The sequence below is a fragment of the Caballeronia sp. genome (assembly GCF_028292365.1).
Classification (GTDB): Bacteria; Pseudomonadota; Gammaproteobacteria; order Burkholderiales; family Burkholderiaceae; genus Caballeronia.
Genome location: NZ_JAQGMM010000178.1, coordinates 1 through 12,534, shown reverse-complemented (window position 1 = coordinate 12,534; position 12,534 = coordinate 1). Strand labels below are relative to the sequence as shown.

General features: G+C 59.4%; 12 protein-coding genes and 1 pseudogene. 5 read left to right on the top strand and 8 right to left on the bottom strand.

The features are described 5' to 3' along the window. Positions 1-1,475 (top strand): annotated as a pseudogene (locus tag JWR14_RS11015) (glucosidase); the annotation flags it as partial. 146 nt (positions 1,476-1,621) lie between these two features. Here the strand turns inward: JWR14_RS11015 and JWR14_RS11010 are convergent. Continuing rightward, positions 1,622-1,948, bottom strand: coding sequence for a cupin domain-containing protein (locus JWR14_RS11010; RefSeq protein ID WP_299705833.1), 327 nt, complete (start codon positions 1,946-1,948; stop codon positions 1,622-1,624). A 60-nt stretch (positions 1,949-2,008) separates the two neighbouring features. Next, positions 2,009-2,644, bottom strand: a complete 636-nt coding sequence (locus tag JWR14_RS11005) for an FMN-binding negative transcriptional regulator (RefSeq protein WP_299705830.1) — start codon at positions 2,642-2,644, stop codon at positions 2,009-2,011. A gap of 122 nt (positions 2,645-2,766) precedes the next feature. On the opposite strand from JWR14_RS11005, the gene JWR14_RS11000 reads away from it, so the two are divergent. Both JWR14_RS11000 and JWR14_RS10995 read left to right on the top strand, forming a co-directional pair. Next, positions 2,767-4,326, top strand: a complete 1,560-nt coding sequence (locus tag JWR14_RS11000; RefSeq protein WP_299705827.1) for a PLP-dependent aminotransferase family protein — start codon at positions 2,767-2,769, stop codon at positions 4,324-4,326. A 243-nt stretch (positions 4,327-4,569) separates the two neighbouring features. After that, positions 4,570-5,832 carry a multidrug effflux MFS transporter gene (locus JWR14_RS10995; protein ID WP_299705824.1) on the top strand — a complete coding sequence of 421 codons (1,263 nt, stop codon included), beginning with the start codon at positions 4,570-4,572 and terminating at the stop codon, positions 5,830-5,832. A gap of 139 nt (positions 5,833-5,971) precedes the next feature. Here JWR14_RS10995 and JWR14_RS10990 read toward each other — a convergent pair whose 3' ends face one another. From JWR14_RS10990 to JWR14_RS10970, 5 genes are all read right to left on the bottom strand, one after another. Next, entirely contained in the window at positions 5,972-6,877 is a 906-nt protein-coding gene (locus JWR14_RS10990) for a nucleotidyl transferase AbiEii/AbiGii toxin family protein (protein WP_299705821.1), read from the bottom strand. Then, the gene (locus JWR14_RS10985; protein ID WP_299705818.1) at positions 6,849-7,865 is read right to left on the bottom strand and encodes a type IV toxin-antitoxin system AbiEi family antitoxin; all 1,017 of its coding nucleotides are present in this window, start codon (positions 7,863-7,865) and stop codon (positions 6,849-6,851) included. Before JWR14_RS10985 ends, JWR14_RS10990 begins: the two co-directional genes overlap by 29 nt. A gap of 337 nt (positions 7,866-8,202) precedes the next feature. Continuing rightward, positions 8,203-8,712: a DoxX family protein gene (locus JWR14_RS10980; RefSeq protein ID WP_299705814.1), complete on the bottom strand. Its 510-nt coding sequence runs from the start codon at positions 8,710-8,712 to the stop codon at positions 8,203-8,205. A gap of 219 nt (positions 8,713-8,931) precedes the next feature. After that, positions 8,932-9,120 carry a hypothetical protein gene (locus tag JWR14_RS10975; RefSeq protein WP_299705811.1) on the bottom strand — a complete coding sequence of 63 codons (189 nt, stop codon included), beginning with the start codon at positions 9,118-9,120 and terminating at the stop codon, positions 8,932-8,934. 189 nt (positions 9,121-9,309) lie between these two features. Continuing rightward, a complete protein-coding gene (locus tag JWR14_RS10970; protein ID WP_299705808.1) occupies positions 9,310-9,978 on the bottom strand; it encodes a glutathione S-transferase family protein in 669 nt (222 codons plus the stop codon). A gap of 389 nt (positions 9,979-10,367) precedes the next feature. Here JWR14_RS10970 and JWR14_RS10965 point away from each other — a divergent pair, with 389 nt between their 5' ends. Both JWR14_RS10965 and JWR14_RS10960 read left to right on the top strand, forming a co-directional pair. Continuing rightward, positions 10,368-10,751 carry a VOC family protein gene (locus JWR14_RS10965; protein WP_299705805.1) on the top strand — a complete coding sequence of 128 codons (384 nt, stop codon included), beginning with the start codon at positions 10,368-10,370 and terminating at the stop codon, positions 10,749-10,751. Between the two features lie 339 nt (positions 10,752-11,090). Continuing rightward, entirely contained in the window at positions 11,091-11,498 is a 408-nt protein-coding gene (locus JWR14_RS10960; protein WP_299705802.1) for a nuclear transport factor 2 family protein, read from the top strand. Between the two features lie 174 nt (positions 11,499-11,672). On the opposite strand, the gene JWR14_RS10955 is transcribed toward JWR14_RS10960, so the two are convergent. Next, on the bottom strand, positions 11,673-12,413 hold the full coding sequence (locus JWR14_RS10955) for a 3-oxoacyl-ACP reductase family protein (protein ID WP_299705800.1): 741 nt from the start codon (positions 12,411-12,413) through the stop codon (positions 11,673-11,675). Between the last annotated feature and the right edge of the window lie 121 nt (positions 12,414-12,534).

Genomic DNA, 12,534 nt, shown 5'->3' with positions numbered 1-12,534 from the left:
GCGACATCGTGTCCATGCCAGACAAGTGGGAGTACCCATGGTACGCGTCGTGGGATCTCGCATTTCATGCGGCCGCGTTCGCCATGATCGATCCCGACTTCGCGAAGAAGCAATTGCTGCTGCTCGTGAAGGAGCGCTACATGCATCCGAACGGGCAATTGCCCGCCTACGAGTGGGCGTTCGGCGATGCGAATCCACCGGTTCATGCGTGGGCAACATGGCGTGTCTACGAACTCGACCGCGAGGTGACAGGCGTTGGCGATCACGAATTTCTCGAAGTCATGTTCCACAAGCTGTTGCTAAATTTTTCATGGTGGGTCAACCGCAAGGACGCCGATGACCGCAACATCTTTCAGGGTGGTTTTCTTGGGCTCGACAACGTGGGCATCTTCGATCGGTCTTCGCCACTACCGACCGGTGGCCGCATCGACCAGGCCGATGGCACGGCATGGATGGCCTCCTACGCGCTCGACCTGATGCAGATTGGCCTCGAACTGGCGATGACGAACAACGCGTACGTCGAAATCGCGGTGAAGTTCTTCGAGCACTTTCTGTATATCGCGGAAGCGGTCAGTTGCAACGAAGGCTGCAGCACAGGGTTATGGGACGAACACGGCGAATTCTTCTACGACGTATTGCACCTTCCGGACGGTACTCGTGTGCCGATGCGCATTCGTTCGATCGTCGGGCTGATTCCGCTTTTCGCCGTTCACGTGCTCGAGGAGCGGGTGTACGGCCATTTGCCGGGATTGCGCGAACGGCTGGCGTGGTTTCTTGATCATCGCCCAAATCTGGCAAAGCTGGTGTCGCGCTGGACCGAACCCGGAAAAGGCAACACCACGCTGCTGTCATTGTTGCGCGGACACCGGATGAAAGCGCTGCTGCGCCGCGCGCTCGATGAAAACGAATTTCTCTCCGGGCACGGCTTGCGGGCGCTGTCGCGAGTGCACCGCGATGCACCGTACGTCTTCGACCATGACGGCGTGAACTTCTGCATCAAATACGAACCAGCCGAATCGGGCTCGCGTGCTTTCGGCGGAAATTCGAACTGGCGAGGGCCGGTCTGGATACCGGTCAATTACCTGTTGATCGAATCGCTGTATGAGTTCTATCGCTACTACGGGGATGAGTTTCGCGTCGACTATCCGACGGGATCGGGCAACAGTTTTTCGCTGAGCGAGATTGCCGACGACCTCGCACGGCGCGTCACCACGCTCTTTCTCAAGGATGCGGAAGGCGTGCGGCCCGTGATGGCGGCCTATCCGATGCTGCAAGCCGACCCGCGTTCTCACGATCTCATACTGTTCCATGAGTACTTTCACGGCGACAACGGACGCGGCGTCGGCGCTTCGCATCAGACCGGCTGGAGCGGGTTAGTCGCGCTGCTGCTCCAGCCGCGCACGATGAAGCTGTCCCACGTAGAGCCTGATGCCGGGTCGGTGACCGACCACACCGCGCCGGCCGTGACGCGCTAGGGTTTCGGCTGCTAGAAGGCTACTGCCGGACAATGTGCGATGAACCGTTCGACCCCATGATTCGAGGAGCAACCGATGGCTGCCGAATCTCTCGCAGGCGAATCCCGTCCGAATGAGGCATTTGCCACGCACATCGGGCAAGGGCGCTATACCGCGTAACAGAGCAGAAACAGGCAACCTTTATCGCTACGGAACAGAACATCGGCGGTACCTTGTTCTGCGACACCGGCCCAGCCAGCGGTCAAAACCTGACCGTTCTGAACGGCTTCCCCTTCCAGCATGAAGATGAACTCCGGTCCATCGTGCTGATGAGTCGGAAAGACAGCGCCGGGTTCGAAGCGCACCATCTGCATAGCACGCCCGTTTGCCTTGCCGAGGTTTTTCACCGTCACGCCATCTGCCAATGTCGAGTCTTGCCAAGGGGCGGTGTTGCTGTCGGTGAAGGTGAACTTCGCTTTTTGTCGCGCGGTCATGGCCGTTCTCCTGGCCTGGAATTTCGCCCAGATGTCTTTGTCGTCAAACAACGCTGTCTATCATTCCTTCTCCGCAGCGCGTTCAAGCATTGCATCGCCAATGCGATCATTGCCGCGTGCCTTGAGCGCTTCTCCCGCGCCTCGGATATCACGGGCTTCCTTATTCTGGCCGAGCTTGCTCTTGCCCGTGAGCCGGGTGATATCGATTTGCAAACCGACAATCGATTTGAGCATGGTGTCGATGTAATCTCTCGGCGCATCCCCCATTTTCCACGGTTGGGGCTCAGTTGCCTCGTGCGTGCGGGTAAGACGGGCGACCACGCTACGGACATATTTCTCATCGTCGCGAATTGTGATGCGCCCATGGGCGTGAACGACGATGTAATTCCAGGTCGGCACCTGCCTGTGCGTTTCATGCTTGCTCGGATACCACGTGGGCGAGATGTACGCATCACCAGCACGGAAGATGACCAGAACCTCGTCGCCATCGACGACGTCCTGCCACAAGGGATTACTCCGCGCGACATGCGCGTGCAGCACACCGAGGTCGCCTTCGTTAGCTGCAAGCTCAAACGGAATGTGATTGGCGTCCAGGCCGCTTTTGCCATGGGAAATCAGGCTGCCAAAGGGATTTTCTGCGATGAGTGCGTGCAGCACGTCTTTGCGAGACTCGTTGAAATGCGCGGGTAGATACATGCTTGGCTCCAATAGGTTTCTGTCCTTCACCTGTGTGAAGGGCGCCGTCTTGTATGCAAGTGTGTGCCTAAACTGGTTTATCCTGTAGAGCCAATTTGAATCATTTTCATTGAACCAGAATCATGGCGCGAACTCCCCTTGTATTAGACGTTCCCGCGCTCGGCGCACTCGAACGAGGCGCGGGAAACTTGTCCGGCCAGTTGGCGCAACTGCTGCGCGAGGCAATACACAGGGGAGAAATCAGACCGGGTGACGCTTTGCCGTCCACGCGGCTACTCGCCGCTTCGTTGCAGGTCGCGCGTGGGACAGTAGTCGAAGCCTACGAGCAATTGATTGCCGAGGGCTTTCTCGAGTCGCGACGGGGTGCGGCCACGCGCGTTGCCGAGGCATTATCGGGAACGGCGACGGCGACGCGGGTTTGCAAACCGCAAACAACCGGGGGGCAAGCGTCGAGGACCAGTTTGCCTGAACCGGCGGCGCGCTTTGCCCAGGTGGCGCGCGAATTCAGTCCATTACCGCCGATGCCATTTGCCATCTCGGTCCCGATTGGCCTGACGGCGCCTGCCGATATCTGGCGTCGGCTTGGCAACCGTGTGCGTGCCAAAGGCCCGGGCGCGCCCGCCGGTTATGACGATCCGAAAGGCGCGCTGCCGCTGCGTGAAGCGATTGTTGCGTACGCGCGCAAGTCGCGGTCGGTGCATTGTGACGTCGGCCAGGTCATCATCACTAGCGGAACGCAGCAGGGGTTGTATCTCGCGAGCCAGGTATTGCTGGGCGCGAAGGATCAGGCGTGGGTGGAAGATCCCGCGTACCGCGGTATCACTGCCACGCTCGAGAATAACGGCCGGGACAGCGTAATGATCCGGGTGCCGGTGGACGATGAGGGCATCGATGTTGACGCAGGCATCCGCCAGGCGCCCCACGCGAAAGTGGCGTTCGTGACGCCCTCGCATCAATATCCGCTCGGCATGCCGCTGAGCACGGCCAGACGCAGTGCGTTGCTGGCGTGGGCACGCACTAACGACGCATGGGTGGTCGAAGACGACTACGACAGCGAATTCCGGTACGAGGGTTATCCGTTCCCGTCGCTGCATAGCTCGGAGCCTGACCGGGTGGTCTATCTTGGTACGTTCAGCAAGATCCTGTTTCCTTCGCTGCGGCTGGGTTATGTCATCGTGCCGCACGATTTGGCCGATGCATTTTGTGGCGCGCGTGTCCTGATGGACCGGCACCCGCCGAATGCGGATCAGCACGTTCTCGCGGCGTTCATGGCCGATGGGCACCTTGAGCGGCACATCAGGCGGGTCCGCAATGTGTATGCGAACCATCGGTCACAGCTTATTGCTGCAATCGGCTCGCTGCTGCCGTCCGAGGTGGCATGGGTGCAGCCCGGCGATCAGGGCATGCATCTGGTTCTCTGGTTAAAGGAAAGCCTGGACGACCGCGAGGTGGTCGCGATGGCCGCGCGAGCCGGCGTAGCGGTACGAGCGATGTCGCCGATGTTCTCGCCGGGGAACGGCCGGCCCGGACTGGTCCTCGGATTCGGCGGATTCAGCAATGAACAGATGAAGGAGGCCGCAGAGCGGCTCGCGGCAGTTATCACTGACGCCGTGAAATCAGGTGCGAGACGGAGAGACGCCGGCAAGCCGGCATCCACGCGGAAAGGACGGACCGGACAGTAAAACGGCCGTTGATTTGCAACGGCTGGCCGGCAGAAGAGGGTCGCCTACGGCCGACCGCGTGGGGCGGCAGTCCCCCCAACAAAAGGGCGCGCGACGCAGCTGCCAAACCATGCACTCGCATTGGGCACCGTGTCGAATTTCGAGATGGCAGGCACAATACGCGTCGATGCCGCCGGACTGCGCCGTGTTCGATAGTCGAACGGGCCGATACCGCATCACCGAATTCGCCCTTTCGATGCTTTCATGAACCCCACTATTCTCGACCGTCCTGTCCCTCCCGCGCTCACACCGAACTCGCCGCGCTTCCTGCTGTTTCTGATCTGCCTGTTCGCCTCCGCCGGGCAGCTCGCGATCGATATCTACGTGCCCGCGCTACCCGCGATGGCGCGTTTTTTCGCGACTTCGCCTCAGGCAATCCAGTCAAGCGTTTCCGGCTACATGGCGGCCTACGCGCTCGGCCAACTCGTCTTCGGACCCGTAGCCGATGCATACGGGCGCAAGCCTGTGCTGGCTTTCGGCCTCGTCATTTTCACGATCGGCTGTCTGCTGTCGCTCGCCGCGCCGAATCTGGAGACGTTCCTCCTCGCACGCTGTCTGCAGGGCTTCGGCATCGCCGCCACGAACCTGCTCGCGAAGGCGATCATCACCGACTCATTCTCCGGGCAGACGCTGATCCATGCGTTCACCTATATGGCAATTGCGTGGGGGCTTGCGCCGATTGTGGCGCCCGTGATTGGCGCCCACTTGCAGACCTGGTTTGGCTGGCAGGCCTGCCTCGTCTTCCTGCTCGTCTATTCGCTGGTGATGTGGGCGGTGATCTGGCGTTATCGTGAAACGCTGCAGCGCCCGGTGCGCCTGGAGCCGCGCACGCTGATGACCAATGCGGGCAAGGTGCTCTCGAGCCCGGTGTTCCAGAGCTGTTTTCTCGCTCAAGGCCTGTGTTACAGCATCTTGCTCGTATTCAACATCGTTGGACCGTTCATGGTGCAGAACACGCTGCACAAGCCGCCGACCTTTTTCGGCTACCTCGCGCTCGGCATCGGGATGATGTATTTCCTGGGCGGCCTGTCGAACCGTATGCACGGCCCGCGTCTGCCGACCGCGGAACAGCGGCTGTACATCGGGGCGCGCTTGATGGCGGCCACGTCGATTGCGATGCTGTTGCTTGCGCTGACGGTCGGTCTGCGCGTATGGACGCTCGCAACACCCGTGCTCGTCATGGGATTCTGCGCAGGCGCGATGTATCCGACGCTGATGGCCAAGGGCAATTCCCTGTTCCCGCACATCGCGGGCTTAACGAGCGCGATCCTCGGGTGTGCACTACTGCTTGTGTCGTCAGCGATGATGGGGTTCGCCGGCTTCTTGTCGGTGCAGGTCCTGACGCCGCTCGCGGTGTTCTTCGTGATCCTCGCGTTCGGTGTGGTCTGGATGGTGACAAAACTGCTGCGACACCTGGCGCAGATCCAGCCCGACGCAACCGTGTGCCGCAACGGCAAGGTGGCATGAGGTAGTGTAAAAACGCGTAACCCGCGGCTGCACAGTTGGTCCGACCAGACACCATCCCCAGGCGCGCCAAAGGTCCTCTGGATGAATACCTGTACGCTTCCTGAAACCTGGTCGAACGGCTTTTCAGCCGTCAGATTTTTCAGATACCGGCCGCAAACTCCTGCTCGAGCGTCGTTCGAAATGCGTTGAACAGGCCCTCGATCACACCAGGTCCTTCTCCTTCGAGCTGTAGCATACGGTGGCCCCCGCCCAGCATCTGGTTTAGCAACGGCGGGTAGGCTTCGCCCGGTGCCAACGCTTCCAGAATCAGCGGCCGGACTGCTGGTGCGACGAGAGCCACCATGTCCCTTGCAAGCAGTGCTGCCCCAGCGACGTCCGGATCGAATCCGTGGGCTTCGAGAAGATCCAGAGCGTCGCCGTCGTAGAGGCGATCGTAGTTACCAGCGTCTGCGTATTTCGACATCAGGAACCGCAGGTCTGTCGCGTCCCTTGCATGCGCGGTGTGCCTGTCTCGCCACGCGAGGATCTTGAGCATCGCGAGCGCCGGAAGGGACGCAACGAGGACAACTACGTCGTCTGCCAGTTCAACTTCGACGGCCGCCTCCAGCGCTTCGCCAAAGCCAGCGACGTTCATCCGGAAAGCGCCACCTGGCCATTCAATCTCGCGGTCGCCCTCGCGCTCGAGTCCCCCGAAGGGAACGATATCCAGCCACATCCTTTCGCCTGAGTCGGGCGCGGTGTAATAGAGCCGCTGAGCCTCCTCACTGGGCTCGAACCTTCCTGTGCCAATGAGCGCGTTGCGCAGTTCCCTGTCGCCTTGCCAGCTTTCGATGCACACGCCAATGTCGACGTCGGCGGTGGCCCGCGACTGCTCGATCCCGAAGCGGTGCGTGGTCAGGATGTCGCGGGCGGTCGCTCCGCCCACAAACCATGCTGCGCCAGCTTGACTCGCCGCGATTGAGACGTCACGCAGGACGGCGACTGACACCTCGGGGAAAGGATGGGCATCGTGCAGCTTAATTGCCATGTTGGATGTACTGGTCACGAATCAGCTGCGCGGTTTCGAGGTTGCGGGAGTCCCCGCTCGCGACGAGATCGGCATACACGAGCACGGGATAGACGACGTTGTCGAGAACCCCCGGGGTGCGGTTCAACTTGAAGGGCGCCTTGAGAAACTCAACGTTTCCCGTAGGGTCCGGCCGCAGCCGCCCGCGACTGATCATCTGGGTGGGGATCCCGTTGGTGCAGTACACCGTCACGACTGCCGGTTTCAGATAATTCGTCATGAGCGCAGCGGCCGACTCACCACCCAACATCCATTCGTCGTTCGACGCCAGCATGTCGGTCCACCAGTTCGGCTCCGTCGCGCGGTATCGTCCGAGTTTCAGTGATTCCCTTAGGAGCGAGGGATACAGGGTGACCCATTCATCGAGCAACCGGTCGAAGTTGGTGAAAGCCAAGCCGTCCCGGCGCTCGACCAGGTCCTTACGCTGGAGTAGCGTTTGCACGGTGGCGTGTGCGGTGCCGGTGCTCACGCCGGCGAACATTGCGATCGTGCGTCTGCTTTCGTGGAGTAGCGCAGGCCTGACGAGCAGCGCGAGGACGACCTGAAGTGATCGCTTGGACCAGATGCTGGGTCGACGCAACTCGGTGACGCGCGGACGACCGGAAATCAGGACCAGAGTGTTACCGTCTTTCACGAATGCGTTGCCAGACTCGTCGATCGCGTTCACGCCAAGGCGGTGGCAGGCGTTGACAAGGGCGGGTGAAAGATACGATGTCACGATGAGAACATGCTGGGCGTCGTACAGGCCGCCCGTGGCAGCCAGAGCGGAGAGCCGTTCCTGGCGGTCGATTGAGGGTATTACGACGGCCACGCGGCGCACCGGCGGATCTAGTTTGAACTCGACTGTGCTGTCGTAGCCGGTACCGGCCGGCGTCGGCATGACCGACGTCGCCACGCCCGCGCTGACGCTGAATGCCTGCGTGGCGGATGTGACGAGTGGGTCGGGGGCGGCGACTGAAGCGCGCATCTGCAACTCCGTTCAATTTTTTCTAGTGTACACGATACGTGAACAATAGAAAAAATTGAACGGAGTCGGGAAGGTGTTCAAAACAGCTGGTCATTCACGGCGCCTGAACGCGACGAAAAAATGAACGCAGGAGTCTCAGGCCATGCGCGTGATCGTTCGAATTGGCGAAAGTATGACTTCGGCACGTTCAAATTTTCGACAATGACCTGTCGACGTAATCTGTGTACTCCATAGCGGTCCCGAGCCGCTGATCGAACGGAGCCCGTCATGCCTTTCATCAACGTCAAAATCGCAGGAGCATCACTCGTCCTCGAACAGATCGGCCGACTCCAGCGCGTCAGGCGGTAAAGCGCTGAATGCTCCTCTTGATCAAGGCATCCACCGCATAGGGTCCCGATCCTCCTATGACAAGTGCCACAAGACACGCCAGATACAGTAGGTCCGTTTCATAGCCGGGCGGCCCGAACTGCGGCCCAGCCGCGGTCACCGCCATCAGCTTGATCGATGTGAATCCGAAGGGGAGATGGACGGTGAAGATTGCGACGAGCAAGACAACGGCCATGGGTATGCTGGCAAGCGGCACGAGTGCGCCAAGGAGGATGGCGAGACCGCCCAGGAGTTCGATCAGGATGGTCGCCCATGCCATAAGGTGCGGAGCGGGAACGCCGAGTGCCTGCAGGATCATGGCAAAGACCTCGGGATGCTTGACGATCTTCGCATAGCCGTGAGCGATAAAGCCGTATCCGACTATTAATCGCAGGGGAATGGGTGCCCAGCGGGCGAGCGACGCAGCGAGCGTGGAGTCAGGTGAAGTCAGCGAGCGGAACAATTGCGAAACCATTTCCATACGAGAATCCTTACCGGTAAAAACATAAGCGGCGCCACCGTCAGGAAGTTCCGGCGGAAAGCGGCATGCCTTTGTTGATTCGTGCGTACGGACGACTTGGTTACAGCGGATTCAAGTTTTCTATAACAACGTTTTGGGATCAAGAATTACAGCGACCGACGCTCGATAGTCGGGTGCGACAGGAGCAGAAAGTTTCAGCCTGGAATTCGACTCATTCCATTACGCATCGTCGACCACGGGCGTGCTTGCGTCGTCGAGCAGAGAGAAGTCGAGTGCTGATGAGGCTGTGCCTTCAAGACAACCAATGTTGGCGCGCCAGTAATGTGGATCTTTCCGTGTCATGCGGCGGAAAAAAGACTGACCGACATTGTGCTGAACGCCATAGATGAGGAAATCAGGTAATCGCATGTTGGGTCACTCCCTTCGTGATCCATGCAGCCAGGCGCAGGCAACATTCGCCGCTTGATTTGAAGCAACTCGCAAGGACCGATGTGCGGTGGAAATGCGTGTCCACGGTGCAATAACCAATAACCGCGAAGTATCCGCGCAGGCCGTGGCGAAGGCCAATGCCGGCGTTTGGCGCAGAGCTGACCTTCATCAGCCGGCCGGTGCCTGGCTAGCGACGAAAACCGCCAATTGAGCGTCGAAAGCACGCTTGTAGGCGGGCCGCGCTTCGCCGCGGGCGACATAGGCGGAGAGGTTCGAGTATTCGTCCAGCAGACCCGATGCTTTCAACCTGAGTAGCACCGCCACCATCATCAGGTCACCCGCGCTGAACGCACCATCGAGCCAGTCAGCGTTGCCAAGGCGATCGGAAAGCTCGCCCAGCCGGTCACGGATGCGATCCTTGACGATAGGCAAGCGCTGCTCGTACCAGGTCCTGTCGCCCTCCAGAAACTTGGTGGTTTGGAGATCGAGGATCGGCGGCTCAACCGTGTTGAGCGCGGCAAATATCCATGTGATCGCGCGTGCCCGGGCATTCGCATCGTCAGGAAGCAGGCCTGCATGGCGCTCTGCGATATGGAGCACGATCGCCCCCGACTCGAACAGGGCAAGAGCGCCTTCTTCATAGGTCGGAATCTGCCCAAAAGGATGAAGCGCTCGATGCGCGGGTTCTTTCATTGCCCCGAACGAAACAAGACGAACCTCGTAAGGTTGGCCCACTTCTTCAAGCGCCCAGCGAACACGCATGTCACGCGCCAGTCCCCTGCCGCGATCGGGCGACCGTTCAAAGACCGTGATAACGGGGATCAGTGGAGGGCTCATGGTGATTTTTCCTTTTCTGGAAGTCTCGTTGAGTGCCGGATATGCAACCCCAGCGTTCACCTGCTTGACGTTCGAGATCGGGCCAATTCGACATCCTTGAATTGCTTCCTTTCTCAAAGTTTAGGCAAATCGGTGTCCCGAACGAAATAATCCAGGCAATAGATCGGCCTCAAATCAAATTGGATTACCCAATTGCAGACCTTCGTGGCCGGCAGATCAGGGTCCCCTTGCCGTCGATCACCGGCAGGCAGAGACCGGCGATCATCTGCCGGCAGTAGTTACATTTCACTTGAATGCCATCAGGCGTCCGGCTATGTTGGATCCATGGCGAGACAAGAGCTCGTCTTGGCCAGACGGGCAACTCGACCGCATTCAGTGAGGGTCGCAACATGGGCGTACAGCTAAACCACACTATCGTCTGGTGCACCGATAAGCAGAAGTCGACGAGGTTTCTCATGGACATCCTGGGGCTTCCGAGTTCCATTGAGTTCGGGCAGATGCTGGTCGTTCAACTCGAAAATGGCGTCTCGCTCGACTTCTTCGAAAGCGACAGCGCGATTTCCATGCAGCATTACGCGTTTCTGATCAGTGAGGACGAGTTCGACCGGGTCTTCGCTCGTATTCGTGACAGAGGGCTTCAGTACTGGGCCGATCCCGGCAAACAGCGTGCCGGCGAAACCTATTTGCACAACGGCGGCCGGGGATTGTATTTCGACGATCCCGATGGTCATTTCCTTGAGGTGATGACCCGCCCTTATAAGATTGGCGCCTAGCGGGGATCGGCGCCCACACCTCGTGGCGGGCGTGTTGGCTTTAACCAGGTTATCTAAGCCGCACCCTTGTCTCACTTGAACGACAAGGGCTTGTCGTCTGGATGGCGATCCGGATACGTGGAGGTCGAGGCGTTCAACACCGAACCCTATGCCCACAACTGGTTTGAAAAAACGCTGACTTGATGTTTTGAAGTCACCGCGCTGGAAAACTTTTCACGGAGATGTGCGTCCGCGAATGACCGCTTGCTTTCATCATTCAATCTTCGGCTGTTTGAGATTGGACCGGTTTCCAGCACCACGTTCAATCTGAAGTGAGTGCGACCTACACAGGAAAACACCATGTCTTCGCAAGAAAACCTTCGCCTCGCCCAACAGTTTCTTGAAAAAATGAGCTTGGGCGCGAGCGCCGACGAAATTTCGGCCTTGTGCGCACCCGACCTGGAATGGAATATCCCGGGCGACTCAGGCGTGCTGCCCTGGGTTGGCCACAAGACAGGCCGCGAGGCAATATCGAATTTCGTTCGCGATACGCAAACCATGATCGAGCGCATCAGCTTCGACATCCAGGATGTTCTCGCGAGCAACGATCGGGCGGTTATCCTCGGCCACCTGCAAACACGGATCAAGGCCACCGGAAAACTGATCGACGGCGCGTTTGCGATCGTCCTGACCTTCTCCGACACGAAGATCGCCAGCTTCCTGATGCTGGAAGACAGCTTCGCCGTATCGATGGCCGCTCGGCGGTGACCGGCAGCACAAGTTCTCAACGCATCGGGTCGACTTGATGATTCGGACTATCGTCCGAGATGCGGCCCCGCATGGGAGGGCGGAGCGCCGACGGCGTTTAGTTCATCGGCTCTCCGGCGCGTCCGCACAGACGTCAGTCTCCTTCAAATCCGTAGGCCGAATATGTGCCCGGGCTCAGGCATTCATCCCGCCATCCACGGTAAGATTCGCTCCGGTAATGTACGAGGCTTCCGGGCCGGCGACGAACGCTACCATTGCGGCGATCTCCTCGACGCGCCCATAGCGACCGAGTACTGTGGCGGCCTTCTGCGGCACTGCCCAATCGCCTGAGGCGGGATTCAGGTCTGTATCGATCGGACCCGGCTGGACATTGTTGACCGTGATGCCACGGCTTCCCAACTCTCTGGACAGCGCCTGGGTGAACATCCTGACGGCAGCCTTCGTGGCTGCGTAGGGCACCAGCCCGGGCGCGATGGCACGCTCCCCCACCGCCGAACCGATATTGATGATGCGGCCACCGTCACTCAGGTGCTTCAGCGCAGCCTTGGTCGTAGCAAATACGCCGCGGATGTTGATGTCAATCACTCTATCCATCTCTTCCAGCGTCGTGTCTTCGAACGGTTTCGGAATGGCCGTGCCGGCATTGTTCACCAGGACATCCAGCCGCCCGAAGGTCGCAAAAGTTTTCTCGACAGCAGCCTCGACAGCGTTGACGTCAGTCGCGTCCGCCTGGATCGCAATAGCCTTTCCGCCATTGAGTTCAATCTCTTTGACCACGGCCGAAGCCGCGCTGGCGTCCTTCGCATATGTAGAGGCCACGCTCGCTCCGTCCGCGGCCAGACGTTGCACAATTGCCGCACCGATGCCGCGTGAACCACCGGTAACGAGTGCCACTTTCTGAGTTAAGTCAGACATTTGATTTCCTAAGGTTTCCGTGAGCGATTCATCGCGTCACTATGCAGTTAATGATTGATTGACTGTTACCCCTGCGAGGAGCGTTTTCAGAACGAGCATCTCTCGGCTCCGCACCATCACG